General features: G+C 31.1%; 18 protein-coding genes and 1 pseudogene. 5 read left to right on the top strand and 14 right to left on the bottom strand.

Going from position 1 to position 24373, the window contains the following annotated elements; all coding sequences use genetic code 11:
* Positions 1 to 59: 59 nt before the first annotated feature.
* The 3 genes from DMR38_RS09635 to DMR38_RS09625 all read left to right on the top strand — a co-directional run bounded on the left by DMR38_RS09635 (position 60) and on the right by DMR38_RS09625 (position 2912).
* A complete protein-coding gene (locus tag DMR38_RS09635) occupies positions 60 to 842 on the top strand; it encodes a hypothetical protein (RefSeq protein ID WP_127721061.1) in 783 nt (260 codons plus the stop codon).
* Between the two features lie 175 nt (positions 843 to 1017).
* Positions 1018 to 1554, top strand: a complete 537-nt coding sequence (locus DMR38_RS09630; RefSeq protein ID WP_127721060.1) for a DUF4489 domain-containing protein — start codon at positions 1018 to 1020, stop codon at positions 1552 to 1554.
* Positions 1555 to 1688: 134 nt separating this feature from the next.
* On the top strand, positions 1689 to 2912 hold the full coding sequence (locus DMR38_RS09625; protein WP_127721059.1) for a DNRLRE domain-containing protein: 1224 nt from the start codon (positions 1689 to 1691) through the stop codon (positions 2910 to 2912).
* Between the two features lie 228 nt (positions 2913 to 3140).
* Here DMR38_RS09625 and DMR38_RS09620 read toward each other — a convergent pair whose 3' ends face one another.
* The 11 genes from DMR38_RS09620 to DMR38_RS22130 form a co-directional block, all read right to left on the bottom strand.
* Positions 3141 to 5045, bottom strand: coding sequence for a cell wall-binding repeat-containing protein (locus DMR38_RS09620; protein ID WP_175412972.1), 1905 nt, complete (start codon positions 5043 to 5045; stop codon positions 3141 to 3143).
* A 160-nt stretch (positions 5046 to 5205) separates the two neighbouring features.
* Positions 5206 to 5940 (bottom strand): MEDS domain-containing protein, encoded by a 735-nt coding sequence (locus DMR38_RS09615; RefSeq protein WP_127721058.1) that lies wholly within the window; start codon positions 5938 to 5940, stop codon positions 5206 to 5208.
* 370 nt (positions 5941 to 6310) lie between these two features.
* On the bottom strand, positions 6311 to 6955 hold the full coding sequence (locus DMR38_RS09610) for a DUF4397 domain-containing protein (RefSeq protein WP_127721057.1): 645 nt from the start codon (positions 6953 to 6955) through the stop codon (positions 6311 to 6313).
* 146 nt (positions 6956 to 7101) lie between these two features.
* On the bottom strand, positions 7102 to 8811 hold the full coding sequence (locus tag DMR38_RS09605; protein WP_127721056.1) for a methyl-accepting chemotaxis protein: 1710 nt from the start codon (positions 8809 to 8811) through the stop codon (positions 7102 to 7104).
* Between the two features lie 468 nt (positions 8812 to 9279).
* The gene (locus DMR38_RS09600) at positions 9280 to 10404 is read right to left on the bottom strand and encodes a radical SAM protein (RefSeq protein ID WP_127721055.1); all 1125 of its coding nucleotides are present in this window, start codon (positions 10402 to 10404) and stop codon (positions 9280 to 9282) included.
* Between the two features lie 128 nt (positions 10405 to 10532).
* Complete coding sequence (ltrA, locus tag DMR38_RS09595; protein WP_127720535.1) at positions 10533 to 11942, bottom strand: group II intron reverse transcriptase/maturase; 1410 nt, start codon at positions 11940 to 11942, stop codon at positions 10533 to 10535.
* Between the two features lie 810 nt (positions 11943 to 12752).
* Positions 12753 to 13388, bottom strand: coding sequence for a methyl-accepting chemotaxis protein (locus DMR38_RS09590; protein ID WP_127721054.1), 636 nt, complete (start codon positions 13386 to 13388; stop codon positions 12753 to 12755).
* Positions 13389 to 13418: 30 nt separating this feature from the next.
* On the bottom strand, positions 13419 to 13550 hold the full coding sequence (locus tag DMR38_RS22280; protein ID WP_243124534.1) for an SH3 domain-containing protein: 132 nt from the start codon (positions 13548 to 13550) through the stop codon (positions 13419 to 13421).
* Positions 13519 to 14991 (bottom strand): cell wall-binding repeat-containing protein, encoded by a 1473-nt coding sequence (locus DMR38_RS09580; protein ID WP_127721053.1) that lies wholly within the window; start codon positions 14989 to 14991, stop codon positions 13519 to 13521. Before DMR38_RS09580 ends, DMR38_RS22280 begins: the two co-directional genes overlap by 32 nt.
* A 191-nt stretch (positions 14992 to 15182) precedes the next feature.
* Positions 15183 to 15314: a hypothetical protein gene (locus DMR38_RS22530; protein WP_279230810.1), complete on the bottom strand. Its 132-nt coding sequence runs from the start codon at positions 15312 to 15314 to the stop codon at positions 15183 to 15185.
* A gap of 169 nt (positions 15315 to 15483) precedes the next feature.
* On the bottom strand, positions 15484 to 15642 hold the full coding sequence (locus DMR38_RS22130; protein WP_207670783.1) for a hypothetical protein: 159 nt from the start codon (positions 15640 to 15642) through the stop codon (positions 15484 to 15486).
* Positions 15643 to 15729: 87 nt separating this feature from the next.
* Between DMR38_RS22130 and DMR38_RS09575 the strand changes: the two are divergent.
* Positions 15730 to 17772: pseudogene (locus tag DMR38_RS09575) on the top strand (thioredoxin domain-containing protein).
* 31 nt (positions 17773 to 17803) lie between these two features.
* Positions 17804 to 18499 carry a manganese catalase family protein gene (locus DMR38_RS09570; RefSeq protein WP_127721052.1) on the top strand — a complete coding sequence of 232 codons (696 nt, stop codon included), beginning with the start codon at positions 17804 to 17806 and terminating at the stop codon, positions 18497 to 18499.
* Between the two features lie 162 nt (positions 18500 to 18661).
* On the opposite strand, the gene DMR38_RS09565 is transcribed toward DMR38_RS09570, so the two are convergent.
* From DMR38_RS09565 to DMR38_RS09555, 3 genes are all read right to left on the bottom strand, one after another.
* Positions 18662 to 20530 carry an EAL domain-containing protein gene (locus DMR38_RS09565; protein WP_127721051.1) on the bottom strand — a complete coding sequence of 623 codons (1869 nt, stop codon included), beginning with the start codon at positions 20528 to 20530 and terminating at the stop codon, positions 18662 to 18664.
* A gap of 275 nt (positions 20531 to 20805) precedes the next feature.
* Positions 20806 to 22260 carry a cell wall-binding repeat-containing protein gene (locus DMR38_RS09560; protein WP_127721050.1) on the bottom strand — a complete coding sequence of 485 codons (1455 nt, stop codon included), beginning with the start codon at positions 22258 to 22260 and terminating at the stop codon, positions 20806 to 20808.
* A gap of 314 nt (positions 22261 to 22574) precedes the next feature.
* Complete coding sequence (locus DMR38_RS09555) at positions 22575 to 23948, bottom strand: ISNCY family transposase (RefSeq protein WP_127721049.1); 1374 nt, start codon at positions 23946 to 23948, stop codon at positions 22575 to 22577.
* Between the last annotated feature and the right edge of the window lie 425 nt (positions 23949 to 24373).

Here is a 24373-nt window from a genome sequence, read left to right as displayed (position 1 = left end):
TATATAAGTGATAATTATATATTTTTCTATTATATTAATATTTAAAAGGAGGATAATTTATGTCCATTAATTTTAATAAATTTGAGCCACGACCTGGTCTTGTAAACAAACAAGGACAATTACCTGATCCTTCCGAACTTGTTTGTATTGAAGTTCCAAAAATATTTGATCAATGCTTAATCAAAAAATGTCTTGTATACAGTGAAGGACCAGATACAGATAAAACAGATTGTGAATTAAGGAGCAACGTCATTGTCGATCCAAAAAGATATATAGACTCCAGAGATTTTAATATAAAATTAATTTCTATAGATAAAATTCCTCTAAAAAAGAAAGAAGGTTTTAAAAAAATAATTCTTTCTTATATAATTTCATTTTACGCCGATTATGTAGATATTAATGGTGTAAATAAGAGTGAATTTTATGAAATTAATAGAACAGATTGTATAGAAAGTTTATATTGTCCTGATCCGGTGTCCGAAGCTTATAGCAATATCAAATCCAAAGATCAGGATTCCAATATTATTAATTTGGAAATGGTTGCAAATGCATTAGACGGTAAACTTATTAAAGATAGCGATGGTAATTACGTACTTGATATAACTTTAGGATATTATATTGTTGTAAAAAGCGAATTTGTTGTGCAGCTTCTTATACCAGCTTACAGTTACAGCGTCATTCCAAAAGAAGCTTCTGGAGAAAATGCTAAAGAAAATCCACGTGAAATATTCGAAAAATCTCCTATTCCAAAATTCTATCCTGATCAAAATTTAGAGCCGCTATTTTCCTATTGTAACAAAGAAAATTTAAATGATGATTTCGACAAAAATCACATGGAATAATAAAAATGATAGAACAGCACTATCATAAAACAAATAAATTGCAAAAACTATCATCACCATTTTTTAATGAAATCATATATTATAGTAGAAGATAATAGCAAGATTGCCAATATGTTTTGATGTTATTTTTAATCAACTTATTTCATTTTTTAATATAAAAAGGAGGATTTTATCCATGAATTCTATGTCAAGATATTATTATAAAGACGATTGTGATCCTTGCTCCAAGGAAAATTATGATCCTTGTAAAAGCCAAAAAATAGCTGCCACCATTATAAAATGCGGGTGCCCTAATTCAATTACAATACCTGTTATAGCTGCAACTACTACAGCAAGAGATTTTACCCTTGCTTCCTTAACATTAGATACCCGTCGTTTAAAAAATCCATGCATAAAACTTGAATTTGCAAGCAATCCTGTTGCAGCAGCTGCTTTTACAGGTTCTTTAAGTTTTCAAGTATTTAAACAATGCGGCAACCAGATTACGCCTACTCCAATTGGACCTGCATGGGCTTTTTCAGAAGCCGCTCTAATTTTTAGTCAAACTTTTTCTTTCTTCGTTTGTGACTGCGACTGCAGCTGCTTCAATGGCTGCTGCACTTATACAGTAGTTGCAACTGTTACCAGTGCAGCTACAACTGGAACTCTTGCAATCAATAATGCACTACTTGGAGCAATAGTTACATCTTCAAATTCATGTTGCCAAAATTAATATATTTATCAAATAAACAACTCAAGGGAAACCTTGAGTTGTTTTGTAAACAACTCTTGTGTGCATACATATGCTATATTAGGCCTTAAAAAGTTCTAATTTAAGACAAAAGAAAATAAAAAGGAGATGTGATTATGACTGTCATACAAGTTTCACCTAGTGATAATGCTTATATATATTCTCTAAATTCAGGCACAAATTTTGGAAGTTCTGCTCTTTTATTTACCGGAACTGAAGATGAACTTTCATATAAATATAGAACTTTGTTCAAATTTAATTTATCAGGTTTAATTCCTCCGGGCAATACAGTAACAAGCGCCTCTTTGGAATTATTTGTATATAGAAAAGACAAACCCGATTCGCTGCTGTCACCACAAAATGTAACTGTATCAACTAATTCATCTGATTTTTCTCAAGACACCGTTACCTGGAACAACGCACCTAATATAGCAGCAACTCCTTACTCTATAAATGTAACAGATGCAGATGTTAGCAACTATATCAGCATAGATATAACTAATGTAGTTATTAATTGGATAAATACTCCATCTTTAAATTATGGGATAACATTAAAAGGAGTGGAAAATATTACAAATTCCGTAATTGGATATTTCTCTACCAATTGGTCATTTCCAAATCAAAAACCATTTTTAAAGATAGAATACACCAAAACTTCAACACTTTTACCTGACCATGCCTATATATTCAATACGGGAACACAAAGTATTGGAGTTGAAGCAGATATTCCTTTTAATACAAATGGATCATTATCGGGAATTACCCATAGTATAAATTCAAAAAATATAAATATAAAAAATTCCGGATTTTATGCTGTATTATTCAGAGTTACAGGAAATCTTTCAAATCAATTTGCAGTATTTAAAAACAATAACCTTGTTCCAGGTACAATATATGGCATAACAGTTCCAACTCCAGCTCCATCTGCTTCATGTTATGGAGATAATACAGGTATAGCTGTATTATCTGGTAACGCCGGTGATATATTAACACTAAGAAATCATACAAGTGCTTCCAGTATAAATCTTGTCAATAATGCAGGTGGTACAGCAACCAACGGCGTAAGTGCCTCAATCTTAATCATAAGGATTGGTGAAAATAATCTGATAAATCCAGCTTTAAGCGATGTCAATACAGCATCAGCTACAACTGGAATGGAAGCAGCTATCACAAATCCCGACCTTGGATTAGACCTCACTGTATTTAATGGATTGATTCCTGCAAATCAAACAATTGTACTGCAAGGCATGATTGACGATCGCCCTGTATCAGGTTACCCTACAGTTCAAAGTGTACAAGAATCTTTAAATTATGAAATTAGTAAACTACCACCTCAGTAAACTAATAACAGTAGATTATATTTGTAAAATCAAACTTTATTGGAGGAAACGTTCAGCCTCGCTAACATTTCCTCTTTAATATAAACCAGTATAGATATTAGTAATAGCAGACCTGTTTATTTATAAAAGACAGGTCTAACTATATGTTAAAGTGTTCATTTTATTTGCCTTTCTCATAGCATTTATTCCCAAAAAATAGTTCATTGTTTTAACAAATAGAAAATTTACTTAGTATCTGTTAAATTTATTACTAATAGTTTCCCAGTAATCAGAATTCTCCAATCCTAATCTCCATATAGAAACTCCACCCAAATCATAATTATTTACAATATCAAGTTTATATGAGATGCTTGTACTATTTTCAAAATATACAGTGTGATATATGCCTGAACTATCAGTATAATTGAAGTATGGACTTTTAGCTGCAGAATCCCATTTAACCTGTGCACCATTTTGTGAAGCCGTATTATATGCTTGACTTATGCCATAAGATTTTGCTTTTGCTCCATTTGATGGCCAATCATAAGCATAGGCTGCTAATCCCAATAGTATTTTATCTCTAGGAATAACTGTTATTGCATAATTTATTACATTTTGAACCCATCCTATAGATGCTATGGCACCAGGTTCTCCGCCAGACCAATGTTCATCATAAGTCATCAATACAATCTTATCTGAAACCTTTGCAATCTCAGCATAATCATAAGCTCCAATCCAGCTCTGCCACATACTATCACTTGTTTTAGCAGGAAGCGCTATTGTGACTTCAAATCCCTGTGGATTCAGTGTATTATATAGTTCGCTCATAAATGTGGTAAAATAACTTCTATCATAATAGTAAACATTCTCTATGTCAATATTTACACCTTTATAATTGTTTGCTTTTAAATTTTGTAATATATTATCTATAAGTTTTTGCCTATTTGTTGAATTTTCCAGTACACCTTTTGCTGTATCTGCATTAAAACTATTTGTTATCATGGCATATGTCTTAATTTTGTTATCATTTGCATAGCTTACCTGATTATGTGGTACTAAACCTTTTATATTACCTGTACTATCCATAATATAAGTATCTGTAGCAATTGAATCTATTGCCTGTGAATGATTTACTAAAGAATTATAGGAAGAACTATCTCCTACATAATAATAAGTAGTATACCCTAATACAGTTTTATTTGGATACAAAATAGACTGTACTAAAGCATCTGGCATAGCAAATGTACCACCTAATATCTTTAATGAAGATATTGAATCTATCTTTGATCTAATTAAAAACTGTGCCCTTGTGTAACTTTTGCTAACTAAAACAATAGGGGCAAAGTCCTTTGCTGCTGCAGCTGAACCACATAAAGCATCCGGGAAATCTCCTCCATATGCTAAATATAGATTGTTAAAATTAAAATCTCCCAAAAATTCATTTATTACATTTGAATTTGTTTCATATCTATCTATTCCACTAAGCCTTTTCATATTAGGTAAATCTTTAACAACATTAGCATTTATTACATTAATACCACCAACTACATAACTTTTAGAAATACTATTATTACTTATATAATCTTTAACACTATCAGGTAATATTTTAGCTGGTGTAAGAAGTATTGGCATTTGTTTTGCCGCTGCTATAGAAGCTATAGATAAAGCATCTGGAAAATTTTCTCCTGAAGCTATCACTATTCCATTACCTGTGCCTATACTTTCTGCCACCTTAGTGCTCGTTTCATATCTGTCTTGTCCACTTATACGAGTAACCTGGATATTAAGGGCAGTTAATTGTTCTTCAATAGTTTTAGAGACTGCTCCTATACCACCTACTATAAAAACATTTTTAGCTCCTAATCTTTTAATTTCTTCATCTACATTAGAATTTAAATTAGTACCTTCTGTTATTAAAATAGGTGCATTATACTTTTTTGCAAGAGGTGCTGCAGAAATAGCATCTGGAAAATTTTCTCCTGAAACTAAAACTACATACTCTGATTTTTGAAAATTATTTTGTGAAACATTTACTGAAGTTTCATATCTGCTTATTCCACCAAATCTGATATTGGATGGAGCTGCTGCTGCATCTTGCACTGCCATAAAAAACATTATAAATAGAAAACAAAATAAAATATGTATTTTTTTCAATTTATATCCCCCCAATATCAATTAAATATCAATTAAGTTATCGAACACAATATGTATAATTTGAAGAAGTATGTTCATTCCTGTACACCATATTAATGGAATTTTATACTGTGTATACCAACTTAATAAATGGGGGTATCATAGATTATTATTTTTTTCCCTAACCTATCTCCTCTAAAAATGAATTTTTTAAAATATAAGAATGGGTAAGTAAAGATTTTTCTATTACTGTTTTATTTATAAACTCTCCTTTATTCATATAATCATAAGCATCATATATGCAAAGTATGGATGCTTTAGTATTGTATACACCTTCAGTTAGATTTGTTTCAAAAGCTAAAAAGTCATTTTGAGAAGTGATTTTAATAGCATAAGAGGGTTGTCCAATCCATCTTATGCCACTATATTTTTTAACTTCATTACTTAAAAGTGCTTTATTAATTTGATGTTTTAATTCAATTAAGCCACCATATCTATTACCTTTAATTAGTTTTTCTACACTATTAAACTTAATATGTTCAACAGAAACCTTATTAACTTTCAAAAAAGCCAATAATTTATTGTAAAGACTTTTTTCCATAGAAACATATATAAGTTCATTATTGTTGATACCTGCAGTTATATAAAAATACAGACTAGTAAAAAGATGCTGGTATCCATAATAATAAAAAGTTGAATGCATTCCAAATACGTTTTTTAAATTTAGTTTAGAAATATATTCTAAACTTTTATTGCAAAATACACATCTATAAACTAATTCGTCCAAATATTTACTTAAATTAATAATTTCTTCATCAAGCAATTTATACTCTTTTTTAGCTATTAAGTTATTCAACATAATTCTATGTTTTTCTATATCATTACGTAAACTACATGTACTGCATAAAGTTTCCACAACATCACCTCTATTACAATTTTTATTAAATAATATAAAATTATACCACAATTTTCATATTTTTGCATAGAATTGCGAATATTTTTATGCTTAATTTCTACATGAAATGAATTGGATATTTTTATTTTCTCCTGCAAAATCATATGTAATAATATCTTATTTATGTAATTATCACATAATTTACATATCTCTTTTTTGAAATGATCAATCTTTTACTGGAAATCCTGCAAATCGAAATTTAATCGTAATTTATGGAGCTTCTACAAAGAGTATACCAGCTCAAACAATACCTTATATAGTTGTTGTTATTTGTCAAATTTAACATTTAATCAAAAATACTGCAGTTACTTAAAACTACAGTATTTTTGACTTAGTATCTTGGTTCTGGCACTAACATAACTTCTAAAACTGGAGATTTTCCAACCAGACCAACTGCATACAAGGTATAGTAATTATTAGGATCCAATTTAACATTTGGAACAGTTAATACTACATTGTCCCTGCCAGCAAGGCTAACTGTGAAAGTATACGTTCCTGTAGGAACACAGGCATAATCTGTAATATCTTTATAACCAACATCAGTAAATACCTTTGTGCCATCAGACAACTTTATATCAACAGCTGGTGCATTTGGAGAAAGATGAACAAATCTTATACAAGGCCTTCCAAAGTTTTGAGCAGTAGTTGGTTCTTGTATAGGATATAAACTAATATCAGGAAGAGTTCCTATTACAGCTACATTAAATACAGTATTTGCAGGAATATTTAAATCCGTATTTATAACAGGGTTTGTCATTTGTCCTGAAGGATAAACCATAATATTGTAGCTGCCGGGAGCAACCGAAATATATTGTGAGAGTTCCGTATAGGAAATATTTTTTACAATAAGTTTTCCATTGGCATAAACATCTACAGCTGGTGCATTTGGTGCAGCATGAAATACCCTAATAGAAGAATTCATTTGATTAGCCCTATAATAATTATTTATTCTACGAGCATATGGACAATAAAACATACACATTCTCCTTATATTTTTAACCACTATTATAATACGAAATAAATATCAAAATGTTCACTTAATATTTATTTCATATTATAATTCTATTTTACACAAATATATGGACGTTCTCGCAAAATAAACATGTGCAGCCACAACTCTAATTATATCTCAAATTTCATCACCAGTTCATTTAGTTTCTGTGCAAGTTCTGCCTGACTTTGTGCAGTTAAAGCTACCTGCTCTATTGCTTTTGTGGTTTCATCTATACTTCCTACTATTGTTTCTGTATGTTCTGAAGATTTTTGTGCAGTTATTGTCATACTTTGAACTGCCTGACTTACCTGGTCAATTGTAGCAGTAAGTTCTTCTGACATAGATGCTATTTCTTCTGACATTTGGGTCACAAAATCAGAATCATCATAATATTGCTTTCCTACATTTTCAAATTGCTCAAATTGAGGGTCTACATTTTCATTAATAAATTTCAATACATCACTGCCATTTCCAGCCAGATTTTTAAATGCATTCTGAACCTTTATAATGGTATCCTGTATACCAGTAACTGCTTCGGATGATTGCTCTGCAAGTTTTTTCACTTCTTCTGCCACTACTGCAAATCCTTTGCCCTGTTCTCCTGCTCTTGCTGCTTCAATGGCTGCATTAAGTGCAAGTAAATTTGTTTGCTCTGCTATGCTTGCAATAGTATCTGCCATAACCTTAATGTTTTCTACTACTTTGCCTTCCTCTATTGCTTTTAGCATATTATTTTTCTTTTCTTCATATAGATTTTTTACTTCCTTTATAGCATCTTTACCTTGCTTTTCTACATTAGTAGCTCTATCTTTGGATTTGTTTGCATTATCGCTTCCTTCCACAGCTTTTGCAGACAATTCATTGATACTCGAATCTACTTCTTCTACAGAAGCTGTTATTTCCTCAGAAGACGAACTTGTTTCTTCAATTCCAGATTGTATTTTTATTACTACACTGTCTATATTTTCAACTTTTGATGATAATTCTTCTACTACAGAAGAAAGCTCTTCACTTGAAACATCTATATGTTTTGAACTTGTAATTATTTCAGATATTAAATTTTTTGTGTTAGTAGTAGCCCTATTTAAAGCTTTGATTACTTTACCAATTTCATCTTCAGTATCTATATCAATTGTTGAGGTGAAATCTCCTTCTCCCATAGCTTCTGCAAAAATTAAAACTTTTTTTAAAGGATTTGATATTGACAAAGATATTATTAATCCCAATACAATTGCAATTATCAATCCTAACACACATACAGTAAACATGATTTCAGAGGATTTTAAATACAATGCCTCACTTTGCATTCTTGCATTACTTGCATCCTTTTGGGAACTTTTAATCAGTTCATTCAAAGAATTAGATACTTTATCTCTTGCATCACCTATTGAATGACTTAAATTAGATGCTTCACCATATTTTCCATTGCTCACAAGACTTATAGATTCACTATCCAAGTCTTCGTATTGTTTTAAATAATTAGTCAATGAATTAAATGAATCTCGTTGAGAATTGTTTAAATAGTTATTTTTATATTCTGACAACAATTTACTATTATCTATGATTCGTTGAGCTACATCTTTTGCATCAGTAGTTCCAGTTACATTTTTGTCTTCAACTATTCTCATAACTGAAACACGCATAGTTAAAGTATTTACATATAGCTGCTGAAGATTTTTTATGCCTATAAAATCATTATTGTATGTTGTATTATAATTAGAATTTATCTTTCTCATGTTTACTATACCAACTGCGCCAACTATACCTATAAAAAGAGCTACTATAATAAAACCAGTTATGAGTTTTTGAATTACCTTTAAATTATTAAACCATTTCATTACAATCCCCCCTTGTTCATATTTTTACATGATTAATCATAATTCACCTATTATTCTTTGCTGTACCAATTTCTGATAACTGATGTACTTTGTTCACTAGGATAATAGCTTTTTTCCCCTCTTGGCTACCTATTGCAAATACAGAGAATCCTAGAACCCACGGTTCATTCTCAAACTCTATCTTGTTAAGCCTCAAAACACCTAGCTTGCTTACTGTTATTTACATATTTAATAATTTTCATTTTCTCTCCTTAACCTCCTTTAAATATAAATACTCTGCAATTCCATGATAAACATCCCCATTTATATATTTTTTATATCTAAGAAAATTATAACATATTTTTACATACTAATAACTAAATTAAAAGACATATTTAAACATAAAAAAAGCTCTCAAGTGCATCACTAACACTTAAAAACTCTCCCTATCTATATTTTCTTTTCTAAAAAAGTGCATATAAAAACTTTCTAAAAAATCATCTCTCCTGGTTTATAGCCCTCAGGCAATTCTTCTTCACTTAGAAATTTGAAATTGTCATCACGCAGTATTGGTAAAAATATTTCGTATGGTATCCTAGAAAACTCACAGGAATAGTCGCTAGCTCCAAACCACTTACCCTCTTTGCTGCTCAAGTTCAAGCCTCTGGCAAACTTTGTATGATTTGAGCAATCATGAACTGCTAAATCCCAGTTTTCTTCATCAGCTGCTTTCATAAATTTCAAAGTTAATTTCCTACTCCAAATTGGAGATATATATCCTTGCCTTGTAATATACATATTCTCCCCATAATAATTGTTTATATTATTCTCATTTAAATGTAATTCTGCACAATTTATAAAATCAAGTTTTGTATCTAAGATTACTTGCTTTTTCTCAAAAAAAGCTTTGAAAAACTCAGGAGTCATTGGAGTTTCGATACCTACATTTTTAATATATTTTTTTGCTATTGCAATATTTTCAATAACTTTATCTGAACAATTAGTGGCACCCAAGTTGAAACGTATCTCATCAAGACCAGCTTCACCTAATGCTTTCAATGTCTTTTCCGAGGCTAAAGTACCATTTGTATATAGATGTTGATAAACCCCTGCATCTCTAAATTTCATTATTATAGAATAGTATTTTTCAATTTCCATAAACGGCTCTAAATAAACATATGAAATACCAGTAGGTTTCTGATGAATAGAAAGGAGTAAATCAATATCCTTCTCATAAAATTTTGTACCCCCAATCTCCCACATACCTTCACCAATTGGAGGCATATCTTCTATCTCTCCATAATCATAACAAAACTTACACTCCAAATTACATTTGTTCGTTTTCCTAATTGCACTCAAACCAGTTCCAAGCAAGCAAGAGCGACATCCTTTAGGAAATTTACTTTCATTCCCTACAAAAAAAGTTCTATTCTTTAAGGTTTTCAAACCTGTAATTTCCGACATTAACATATCATTTCTATAATCAATTGCTGCTTCAATTTGTGCAAAGGTAGCGTAAATGATTTCCTGTTGTTTTGTCATAACTTCCTCATCCTCTGGTAATATCGAAAAAAATTCAAACCATTTTAATGCATCTTTCTTTGAAATCTTCATAATGTATCCTCCTCTAATTAATCTTCCTGCTGTGCTTTTTCAATCGAGTAGGAGCTGAATAATTATTTTATTCAGCGACCTCTCACACCACCGAGCATACTGTTCAGTACACGGCGGTTCAATAGGAATTAACGCACTAATGAATAAATTTCAGAAATAGAGATTAATCCTTTTCCTTTTAGATAACTATTGGTTAAAGTTTTAGCTAATATTGGGCTGTTGGATGTTCTCCAATAGCTTTTTCTTGTGTTAGCAAATTCCCATGCTTTATTATTTTGTGTTCCTAATTTTACAAGATTATCGTGTTTTGTTTTAATCTTTTTCCATTGTTTCCAAAAACACATTCTTACCCTTCGCCTTAACCATTCATCAAGCTTCTTAAGAATACTTTTCATATCCGCGATAGCAAAATAGTTTACCCATCCAACTATTGCTTGTTTTAATTTTAAAAACCTATATTCCATATTCATTGCATTACTTCTTGAAGTTAATTTCTTAAGTTTCGCTTTAAATTTGTTCAAAGGTTTCTCATGAATTCTTATTCTATACTCACCTTTACCCCTATAAAAGGAAAATCCTAAAAACTTAAGTTTCCAAGGTCTATCTACTGTGCTTTTCTCTCTATTTACTTTGAGTTTTAACTCTTCTTCAATAAACTTTGTAATGCTCTCCATTACTCTATTTGCTGCTTTCTTGCTTTTTAAGTATATATTACAGTCATCAGCATATCTGCAAAAACAAAGCTTTCGCTTTGTTAGTTCTACATCAAGTTCATGTAACATTATGTTGCTTAATAGTGGAGATAGTGGTCCACCTTGCGGTGCACCTTCTTCTGTATTCATAACTACTCCATTTATCATTACACCACTTTGCAGGTATTTTCGTATTAGAGAAATTACTCTACCATCTTCTATATCTTTAGATAGTAGTCTTATTAGTTTATCGTGATTTATCGTATCAAAGTATTTAGCAAGGTCTATATCTACAGTCCATGTATGACCTGCATTTATATATTGTCTGCATTTCTCAACAGCTTGCTTCGCACTTCTTTGCGGTCTAAAACCATAACTATTTTCTGAAAACTTCTTTTCATATATTGGTATTAGCACTTGAGCAATAGCTTGTTGAATAACTCTGTCTACTACAGTAGGTATTCCTAATAATCTCTTCCCTCCGTCAGGCTTTGGAATTTCCACCCTCCTGACAGGTTGTGGTTTATATTTTCCTTCATGTAGTGATTGCCTTAATTCCTGCCCATGTTCTTTTAAGTATTGTAAAAGTTCGTCTAATGTCATGCCATCAATACCATGACTTCCTTTATTGGCTTTTACTCTTTTATAAGCAATATTCAAGTTATCTCTTGATAATATTCGCTCCAGTAAATCACTACTGTATTCATTGACGTTGTTTCTTCCTTTATTGGACATAGAAGAATTACTATGCACTTCTACATTGCTTTTGAGTTCCACTCTCTTTCCATGTAGATAGCCTTTCTTATGAAGTTGTCTGCTTTTATCATAATTCTTCGTATCTTTCAAAATTCTAAAACCTCCTATTGTTCAGTCCTTCCCACGCCGACGCATACTGCGTGGTACTATGACCTCTGCTGACTTCTGATAGTTCAACTACACATCACTGCGTAGGTTATTATTTCTAATTTCATATCCATAACATGCCTATCAGACCTCCCCAGGTAAGAACCCAATCTTTCACTCCATCTATCTGCTACATTTACACCGTCTGTCTTGAATAGCTTAGGGCTTCAGTTTGTGTTGCAACCTCACCCACAGACATATGCCTTATATGTAATTTCTGTCCGTCAGACCGGAGTTTTGCCGCCGACTTCCTTCAGATTCCACGTCACCATGGACACCCTTGTCTTAAGCTATGCACTTGGTACTATCAACCCGTGCTAGGGACTTTCACCCTTTAGATTGCATTCATGCTGGGCGCACCACAGCAAGGCCCTCGAATGTGTGTACATTCAAGGGCGTCAAGCCATTCATATTACTAACTTTTGTCTATAATATGTTTTTATACAATAAAAAAATCTATTGATTTTTTCAAACTCTTTGCTCAAGATTTCTTTCTATATCTTCTTCACTTTTTTATTTCGGTTTCTTCCTACTTTTATCCGATGACTATTTGATAATACATGATTTCACCCATTATTTCAAGTTTTTCCCTTATTTTGGATATAGCCACAAAAGGTATCAATATTATACTTTACATATGTCTAATCGCTATAATTTTGATACAATTTAGCGCCCTTTTTATTGAAAGTGGTAATTTTAATATGGCTAAATTGTATAGTATTTCTGCTAATAGGTACTAATATAGAAGACAAATTATCTCTTTTCCATTAATTCTTGAAGTTTTAAACTAGAACTATTAATATGATGTATTAATCCATACATATTTTCAATACCTGCATTTTGTTCTTCTGTGGTTGCCAGCATTTCTTCAGCTGCTGCTGAATGTTCTTCAGAAATGCTTGCGATACTCTCTGTTTGTTCTCGAATTTGTGTAAAAATTGAACCTATGTTTTCAATCATCTTTAATTCATTTGATATATATTCATTAATATTATTAAAAGATAATTTAATTTTTTCAAAACCTTCATTAACCTGAGCTGTAGCCTCTTTTCCTTCATTAGCCGCTATACTTCCGCCAGATACCTTTTCAAACACTAATTTGGTCTTTCCTTTTATTTCATTAATAATTGTGTCAATTTGCTTAACTGTTTCAGTACTTTGTTCCGCAAGTTTTCTTACCTCATCTGCTACAACTGCAAAACCTTTTCCCGATTCACCTGCCCTAGCTGCTTCAATAGCTGCATTCAATGCTAATAAATTAGTTTGTTCAGCAATTTGATTTATACCGGAGAGGAAAATATTTACAGAATCCATACTAGTATTTAATTCTTCAACCGTTATAAGTGATTCTGTTACAGTATTATTTATAATATCTATCTGCTTGAACATGTGCTTTATACTTTCAGAACCATCAAAAACTCATTCAGTTGTTTGTCCCATTTCAAGCTGTCTTATTACTTTATAATTAGTTCCTACACCACTTCTTACATTAAGTACACTTGCTTGTTCTCTTGTAATCCTAGTTCTGGTTATCTCTATACCTAAAATCATTCCAATCAAAATAGCTAGTTACATCATCTACTACCCAACGTCCATTTTCATAAATCAAAATAAAATTATAGTGATAAGAATCATTATTTTCAGGATCATCCTCATAGTAAACACCTAAAGTTACATTTATTTTATTACCATCTACAGTTTTATTTTCCACTTTAGATTGTAAAAATACAGGCCTTAATCCAGGATTACAACCAAGAATATAAAAAGTATTATTTGACTTTATAAATAAATCTGTATTTATAAAGTAATTTGATTTTTTTTCTGAAAAATATTTATTATAATAATTAAATAGCTTATCATAGGTATTTACATTATCGTTTAGTTTATAATAAGTTTCTCCTTCACGTTCAGTAGGTATACTGTCATTCTCATCATATGATGCAAGTGAATGAATTTGAATACATGCTTGATCTGCATTATATATTAAATTTTTTATTTCATCATCACTTATACTTGGTATAAAAACCCCACTGACAATGCTATTTATTACTGTATCTGAAACTACTCCTGTACCTCCTAAAGCTACTACATTATTATATTTTTCGTGTTGAGCTTTTATTGAAGATTCTACTGAAGGATCAACGTAAGATCCTACTAAAATTAGAGGCGAGTTACTTGAAGTTGCTAATACACTGCCAGATAATGCATCTGGATAATTTTCTCCTGACGCAATATAAACTTTATCATAACTAAAATCATTAGCAAAATGATCTAATATAGCTGAATTTGTGTCATATCTACTATTTCCTCCAAGTCTTGTAACATTATTCAACTGTGAGGATACTTTGTCACTTACAACTCCAGTTCCACCAACTATATAACTTTCATTATAATAACTATTATGCAAAAACTCCCTAATTGGTGTTGATAAATCATCCTTATCAGTAAGTAATATTGGCATTTCCTGTTTTGCTGCTATAGGTGCTATAGATAAAGCATCTGCAAATCCAAATCCATTTGTTACCACCACACCATTAATGTTTCCTAAAGCCTTAGCTACCGATAATGATGTCTCAAATCTGTTTTGTCCATATATTCTAGTAGTTTCAATATTCATATTTGTTATTTCAGATTTTACATTATCAGATACGGATGCTGTTCCACCAACAATAAATACTTTTTTTACTTTAAGTCTTGTTAATTGTTCTTTAGCCTCTGAACTTAAAGCATCCCTGCTAGTTAAAAGTATAGGTGCTTTATTTTTCTCAGCTAAAGGTGCCGCACATAGTGCATCTGCAAAGCCTTCTCCACTTGCTATTACAGCACATTCTGATGATGTCCATCCTGAGTCTACAATTTTAGAATTAGTTTCATATCTATTATTACCGCATAATCTATCTTGTAGTGTTGCTGCACTTACAACATTTGATGTAAAAAACACCCCACAAAATATAGCTGCAGTAAAAATAATTCCTGATAATCTTTTTTTCATGTTGATTCCCCCTACTATAACCAGTATAACCATTTTATATCAATAATACCACTTATCTTATGTTGTAAAATTTAAGTAAATTAAATCATTTTATTAAGTATTGGCTTGAATCGTATAATAAGAAAATTGCGAATTAACTCAATTCAATATAATACTTATTTTTTATATGTATCATAAATTAATTTTCCATTTCAATCTATTTCATAGTATGTTCCATTTTTACTCGATTTTATTTTTTCTACAATATCATTATAGATTTTGTCTCCATCTTTATCAGCCATAGATATAGAATTTACTTTGTATTCATTTATTCCTGTCTTCAAAGTATTTGCTGGATTTTTTATGCTGCCTGAATAAACAACATATGTAGTGTAACATGTATATTATTATCAACTTCAAATTATTTTAGTGATTTCCAGCCACCTATATGATAATCACCTTTTCCTCCACCAAACTTATTACTTTTATCTTCTCAACAATTTACGTAAAAAGCTATCTATCAAAATCGTTTCCCTTATTAAGCCAAGTAGAAAATAAATCTTCATAAGCTATAAAATATCCTAATTCCTTTTGAATATAATCTACTGTTTCTTTATCAGCTCTAATTTCAATATTTTTCATAAACTGCTTTACCTTATCTTTAAATATCACATCCCACTAAAAACCTATTTTTATTTGAATAATTTTCTCCCCAAAAGATAAATCTATAATAAGAATAAATTATTAGGAGGTGATTTTATGAACCTAACAAGTACACCCAATAGATTAATAAATGAGAAATCCCCTTATCTATTACAACACGCACACAATCCAGTAAACTGGTATCCCTGGGGAGAAGAAGCATTTACAAAGGCAAAATCAGAATATAAGCCTGTATTCCTATCTATTGGGTACAGCTAGGCTCGTCTCTGTACGTGCCATTGGTGTCATGTTATGGAAAAAGAAAGTTTTGAAGACACAGAAGTAGCTAAAACGCTAAACGACAGCTTCATATCCATAAAAGTAGACAGAGAAGAGAGACCTGATATAGACAGTATATATATGGATGTATGTCAGTCCATCACAGGAAGCGGCGGATGGCCCCTTACAATTATCATGACACCTGAGCAAAAGCCCTTTTTTGCAGGTACCTATTTTCCCAAAAATAGTAGAGATGCACTCATGGGGTTAATGTCTATTTTAGACTACATTAAAAAGGCATGGAAAAATAATAGAGATGAACTTTTAAATGCTAGCACACAAATATTAGATTTCCTAAAAAATTCAAAGGAACCCTCTAATGAAACCATTAATGAAGATATCTTTCAAAAAACTTTCCTAAATTTCAAATATGATTTTGACCCTACATATGGAGGCTTTGGAGACTTTCCCAAATTTCCTTCAGCACATAACCTACTTTTTCTACTCAGATATTTTTACAAAACCAAAGATTCCTCTGCTTTAGAAATGGTGGAAAAAACACTGGATTGCATGAAAAAAGGTGGAATATATGACCATATAGGTTTTGGCTTCAGCCGCTATTCTGTAGATAGGAAATGGCTTGTTCCACATTTTGAAAAAATGCTCTATGACAATGCTCTCTTAATTATAGCCTATATTGAAACCTTTCAAGCTACAGGTAATAAAAAATATTGTAAAACAGCAGAAGAAATACTAAGTTATGTATTAAGAGACATGACCTCAAAAGAAGGCGGATTTTACTCTGCAGAAGATGCTGATTCTGAAGGTGAAGAAGGTAAATTTTATGTTTGGTCAGAAGAAGAAATAAAAAATATACTTCAAGAAGAAGATGGCAGCAAGTTTTGTTCTTATTTTAATATAACAAAAGGTGGAAACTTCGAAGGCAAAAATATTTTGAACCTAATAAATAGTTCTATTCCAGAAGATGATATGCAATTTATAGAAAACTGCAGGGAAAAATTATTTGCTGAAAGAGAAAAAAGAATACATCCTTATAAAGATGATAAAATTTTAACATCCTGGAACGGCCTAATGATTGCTGCTATGTCAATAGCTGGCAGAGTCTTAAACAACTCCAAATACACTAAAGCTGCCAAAAAAGCTGTAGACTTTATTTATAAGAACTTAGTGAGATCAGATGGTCGTCTCCTTGCAAGATATCGTGATGGAGAAGCTTCTTTTTTAGGCTATCTAGATGATTACTCTTTTTTAATATGGGGACTTATAGAACTATATGAAACAACCTACAGCACAGATTATCTAAAAAAAGCACTGGAGCTCAATGAAGATTTATTAAAACTTTTCTGGGATAAAGAAAATGGAGGCTTCTTCCTATATGGAAATGATGGTGAGAAGTTAATTACAAGGCCAAAGGAAATATACGATAGTGCCATTCCCTCTGGTAATTCCACAGCCGCATTAAATTTGCTGCGATTGTCCCATCTAACAAGCAGTTATGATTTTGAAGATAAAGCTAAACAGCTATTCGAAACTTTTTCAAAAGAATTAAATAGTTTCCCAAGAGCATGCTCATTTTCTCTTATAGCACTTCTATTTTCAAAATCACCTATAAGGCAAATTATTGTATCTGCAGGCAGTAACATTGAAGAAGGTAAGCAAGTAGTTCATATGATAAATGAGAAATTTAATCCTTTTACAATTTCAATTTTGTACTGCAATTTAAATAAGGATTTAAGCACTATTTCCCCTATTATAGAAAACTATATAGACATCAACAATAAAACTACCACCTACATTTGTGAAAACTTTACCTGTAAAAAACCTATAACAGACATTAATTTATTAAATAAAATATTATAAATTACAAAATGAAGGAGAGGTTGATATACTAATGTTTAAACATGAAAAAGCACTTTTAAAAGAAGTTAAAGTAGAAAAACCCAATCCACAGTATGCAGTACTAATGCAAGAGCAACTAGGTGGTGGATGCGGTGAAACTACAGCTGCCATGCAGTACTTATCCCAGAGTTTTAGAGTAAATGATCCTGCAATAAAAGATTTATTTTTGGATATTGGTTCAGAAGAACTCAGCCATATGGAAATGGTTGCACAGACTGTAAATTTGTTAAACGGTCATTCAGTTGATTTCAATTCAGTAGGTAGTGGGGAAATTGAAACTCACGTATTAGGTGGGTTAACGCCAGTATTAATGAACTCTTCTGGCGAGCCATGGACTGCAAATTATGTAACCGTTACAGGAGATATTGTGGCAGACTTGCTTTCAAATATAGCATCCGAACAAAGGGCAAAAGTAGTATATGAATACCTATATCGTCAAATCAACGATAAGTATGTACGTGAGACAATAAATTTCTTACTAGAACGTGAAGAAGCTCACAATGCACTATTTAGAGAGGCACTAAATAAAGTTAAAGATACAGGTTCAAATAAGGATTTTGGTGTAACTCAAGATTCCAAATTGTATTTTGACCTTTCAACACCAGGTAGATACTATGGAGACCCTAATCCTACAGAACCTAGCTTTGCAAATCCTAAAAAAGATCAGGAGTTGGCAGGGAAACATTAACAAATTTATTAAGAAAAGGGCTGTTGCACTAAGTAATTTACATACAACATATCGTTTTATAATTCACTTGCTAATACAATATGTTGTAGAATTTATTTTCAGTGTGACAACCCCTTATTTTTGTATAACAACATAATATATTTAAATACAATCATATTAAACTTATGCCAACATGTGATTAAACTTACCTACTGAATAAACCACAGTTTCAATATTTTCTACAGGCACAGGCTTACCAAACAGGTACCCTTCAACTTTATTACAGTTCATAGATCGAAGTATTTCAAATTGTTTTATAAACTCCACTCCTTCAGCAACTACACTTATATTCATCTTGTGAGATAGATTTATTATGCCGTCCACTACAGAACAATCTTTGGAATTAATATGAATTCGATTAATGAAAAATTTATCGATTTTAAGAGTATTTATAGGAAGTAATCTCAAATAATTTAATGAAGAATAACCTGTTCCAAAATCGTCTAGAGCAATGCTTATTCCAAGTCTTCTCAACTTTTCTAAGACAGCTATATTAGATTGTAAAGATTGCATAACTTCACTTTCCGTAATTTGAATTTCCAAAAGTTCTGGTGGAAGATTACTTTCATGTAAAACTGCTTTTACCATTTTAAAAAAACTTGGATGCTGCAATTGGACTTTTGAGACACTTACTGACATAATGCCAAAATCATATCCTTTATCTAACCATTGTTTATGCTGCTTACAAGCAGTTTCTAGTACCCACTTACCAATAGGAACTATTAATGATGTGTCTTTAGCTACGGGAATAAATTCAACTGGAGAAACGAATTCATTTTTCATAATTTTCCACCTTAATAAGGCTTCCATAGCTTTGATTTCCCCAGTTTTACAGTCAATTTCAGGTTGGTAATATAACTGAAATTGATTATTTTCTAAAGCAGTTCTAAGCCCCTCTTCTAGTTCTGCTTTTCTCGAAACCTCATAAGACATCCTTCTATTATAAAATTTATATGTTCCTTTACATAAATCTTTTGCTTTATACATAGCTATATCTGAATTTTTTAGTAAAGAATCAGCTGTAGTCCCATCCTGAGGATACATGGAGATGCCTATACTAGTACTAATTGGAATTAACTTTTCGTTTATTTCAAATGGTGCTTTAAATGCGAACATTATTTTATTACAAACTTTTACAACATCATTCTTATCCTTTATATCATGTCGTATTATCAAAAATTCATCTCCACCTAATCTAAATACAGTATTATCTTCTGTTATAATATTTTTTAGCTTATTTGCCACATATTGAAGAAGCTTGTCCCCACATTGATGACCTAAAGTATCATTTACCCTTTTAAAATTATCTAAATCTATAAAAAGTAATGCTCCTTTTTTATCATTTTCACTAGAGTCTTTCAATACCTTATCTAGCTTATCTTGAAACGTTTTTCTATTAGGAAGATCTGTTAAACTATCATAATAGCCTAGATATTTATTTTTATCCTGTATAAGTTTTTGTTCTGTAATATCAGTAACATATCCTGCTATTTTTAAAGCTTTTCCTTTTGCATTTCTAAGTGCCTTTGCTCTAATAAAAATCCATTTTTTCTTTCCACATTTAGTTGCTAATTTAAACTCACATTCATAAAAAGGAGCTATCCCTGCTAGATGATTCTCCAAATAATTTAACATTATATTTTTATTTTCATCTGGCAACAATTTTTCTAATATGATCTTAAGATTATCATTTTTACTAACCTTGTACCCAGTAATTTCTTCCCACTTATCTGAAGCAAAAAAATCATTTTTCTCTATGTCATACTCCCAAATAGCAATGTTAGAACTTTCTACAGCTAGTTTATATCTTTGCTCCATTAAATTTCTTTTTTTAATATTTATAAAAAATGCAATTATAAATGACAATAGCACTGCAACTATGATTACTGTAATAAAAAATGCTGTTTTATATCTACTATAAAAAGAAACATATCCTGTCATTCTCAAATTGTGAATTATGAGAAATAGCTCTTTTTCTAAAGTACTCACCATAAATATAGCACCTTCCGTCTCAAACTGCCTATATTGGCTATTATAGTATTCTCTATATCAAAAATCAATACAGACACTATAGTATAAATATAACAGTTTTAGTATAGCTTATTATACCTAATCTTCAATACGGTATTGAATAAAATATAAAAGTAGAATAGCATAAAGTCAACATATTTTTCATCTTATTCAAGAGATTATTTTGCCTAAAGTTTGTAATAAAAAGAAGATTATAAATTTTAAAAATTCATAGTCTTCTTTTATTGCAAGGTAAATTACTCTACTCCCCAGTTATCAAACTTATCTATAAGCCACCTATTTCCATCGTAAACTAAAGTGGCATTGGCATAGGATAACTCTCCAAAATAATAACCCTTTAACATAATATCTGCTTTATTACCATTATATTTCTTAGAAATTACTTCAGAATCTTTAACAATAAGTCTAGGTTCAGGATTTCCATATCTCATATAAATTTTACCATCAATATCTTTAAACATAAAATTTATTAGAGTATTTACAAAATCCTTCGTATAATAATTGTTCAAACCATAGTTTTCATTTAAATCTTTACTTACGGAATTGTATTCTCCTATATTATCTGTTACGGGAGCATAGCTTACACCTGATACATCCATATAAGAGTTTCCATCCACATTAATTTTTAATATTTTCTTAAAAGCATCGTCACCCTGAAGCAGTAATTTTTTAGCATCCTCATTTGAAATAACAATTTTGCCCTCTAAAGCATTCTGTACATCTTCACTTACAGCTCCAGTGCCACCTATTAAAATAACCTTTTCACAGTTGCATCCATCCAAGTATTGTTTCTGATCTGATATATTAGTTCCATCTGTCAATATTATAGGTGCATTGTTTTTTGCAGCCAGTGCACTGGCAGATAACGCATCAGGAAAATTCTTACCACTTGCAATAACAGCTTCATTTGAAGTTTGATTAAAGTATTTACATACATTTAAGGATGTATCATATCTATTCATGCCCCCTATTCTTATTATGCTATTACTATTGAGTGATGGGACAATTTCTTTTAACTGACTTACTATATTACCTGCTACTGATGATTCTCCCCCAATAATAAATACTTTAGATGGCTCTATATTTTTCAGTGTTTCTTTTGTTTCATCAGCTAAGTTAAATGAATTAGTCATGATAATAGGATATCCTTTTGACGCAGCAATACTTGAAACACTTAAAGCATCTGCAAATCCATAAGCATTTACTATAACCGCTGGAGTACCTTTTTCTGTCATTAAATATCTGTCAATTGTAAAATTTGTATCAAATCTATTTTTTCCACCTAATCTTTTAACGCTGCTGTATCCTAATGAATTAAAATAGCTCTCAAAATTTTCACTTACAGATGATTTCCCTCCTAATATGTAGATAGTTCCTTCTCTATCTAACTTATTTTTTATAAAGTTAATAGAATCTCCACTGGAACTTACATCTTTTCCTACTAACAATATAGGAGCATTTTCTTTTTTTGAAAGCACAGAGCCTGCTAAGGCATCTGGAAAATTATTTCCACTTGCAATAATTACATTTTCCAATTTGTCGCTGCTAAAACTATTTGCTATATTTACAGATGTTTCATATCTATTTGACCCGCTTATTCTACTTACACCATAAGCAGTTTTAGCATATACAAATTCTCCTCCACATGTTGATATAACTATCGAAATTATGAAAGCTATGATTTTCTTCACTAATATCCCCCCTATTTTTAATATATTACTATTTATAGTATTTACATATTAAAAAAATTACATGAGAATATTTAATTATTAGTTATAATCATAGTCATATTTTAGCATATATAACTATATACTATATATTGTTCCAATAAAAAATCTGTATTTCAAATAATTAAGTGTCAACTAATTTTGAAAATGTCCCAAAAAGTTTTAATTATTAGCACCAGCAATAGCTGGTGCTTTGTTACGCTTATAACATTATTTTTAGGTATAGCAAACACATCCATCAACTTAAAGTTTTTTAAGTAAAAGGGCTTTTTAGTTCTTTAAGCTATGTTTTCTTTTTGTCTATGAGCCTGCTTATTGCAATAATGTTCAAATGAAGCCTGCTTCCATGGGTGACTCATCGGCGGTATATAGTGTTTCTTTGGAGTTTTTGAGGTCTTCGCAAGATCAAAATTTTTTGATGAAGGAACATGATCCGGAAGCAATTCAAGTGCATAAACTTTTTCGTTTGCACAAAAATATAGATCATTGTTAAATGCCTTTATTACTATACCGCAGGTACCTTTATGGTAATATACTGGGTGACCATTAGCATCTACTGGAAGATAATATCTTTTATTGTATTTTACACAACTCCCATTGTCTACTTTCCTACTATCAAGTACACCAAGAATTAAATTGATTTTCTCAATATCAGGTTGCGTTTCGAATACAGATTTGATATTATCAACAGGTAAAGCAAATCGAGCATTGAATTTTTTTATGTAGGAGTTTAAAAATTCATTTGCCTGCTCAATCGTGCTTATACCAGCTAAACGCAATTCGATAGGAAGTCGTGATTGCAGTGTTTGAAACATTCGTTCCACACGCCCCTTGGCTTGTGGAATGCTGCTGGTTTTAATCTCAATTCCTAACTGCTTGCAGGCATAACCGAATTGGGTAAAAGTGTCCTCTTCGATAGAAGGGGATTTCTTTTGTTTATACTCAAAAACTGTACGCCTATCGGTGTAAAACATATAAGGAATACCATAGGTTTTCAATATTTGCTCAAGTACATGGTAATATCCATTTAGCGTTTCTTGAACATCGAAATAAGCACCTACAATAGCACCTGTGGCATCATCTACAGCTATATGAAGCTGACTTTTTTCTCCACCAAACCAAGGATGAAGAGAAGCATCCATCTGAAGCATTTCTCCAAAGTAGGCACATCTCGGACGCCTAGGATGAGCATCTTCGATAGCAAGAATAGAACTTTGAATAACACTAGCCTGCTTTTTTGACTTTGTAGATTTTTGCATATCTTTAAGTTTAGTGTATAGAGCCTTCTTAGAAGAACGTTTTGCCTTAGGAGACAGGATGAATTCCTGCAAAAGGATGGAACGTATAGTGTTTGATGAAACTTTGATTCCTTCAAATTCTTTTAAGAGTTCTGAAAAATGAGTTAAATTGGTGCCTTCATATTTTGTTCGATATAAGTCAACAATAGTCTGTTTTGTAGAATTATCTAAAGCATGGACAGGTTTTTTACCACGATTTCCATGTATAAAAAAGGCTTTTCCCTGCTCTTTATACCCTTTAATCATTCTGTTAATGTGCCTAACAGTACAGTTAATCTGTACAGCAGCTCTTTGCTTGTTACCATTGCTCTCTACTAATTTCTTGATTATGTTATATTTTGCATTCTCATTCATTGTTAAAACTACCTTTCTGATTTTGTCCACCTCACTTCTTAGTCATGAGGTTTTATTATACTATAAACTTATTTATTTGGGACATAATCAAATGCGGTATACTAAGACATTATCACAATTCAATCATAAAAAAATCTGTATTTCAAATAATTAAGTTGACATATTCCGTTTAATAGAATATAATTAAATTTAATGAATAGAAGGAGGCGATAATTTGAAAAAAGAAAATATATTAATAACACCTGATGTTATTGAAGAATGTCTAAGTGAATCTCTAGATACTATCGAAAATAAAGCTTGTTCTTACAGAAAAAAACAAAAATCTTTAAAATAATTTTCATATCTAAATATTCTCTTCCATTAATATACTTTGTCTATTAATGTATGAATCTCAATTTTCAGTCTGAAATAGTTATCATAGTCAC

This window comes from Clostridium sp. AWRP (genome assembly GCF_004006395.2).
Lineage (GTDB): Bacteria > Bacillota > Clostridia > Clostridiales > Clostridiaceae > Clostridium_B.
Note: the sequence above shows the minus strand (reverse complement) of the source record. Positions and strands in the feature narration are given on the sequence as shown.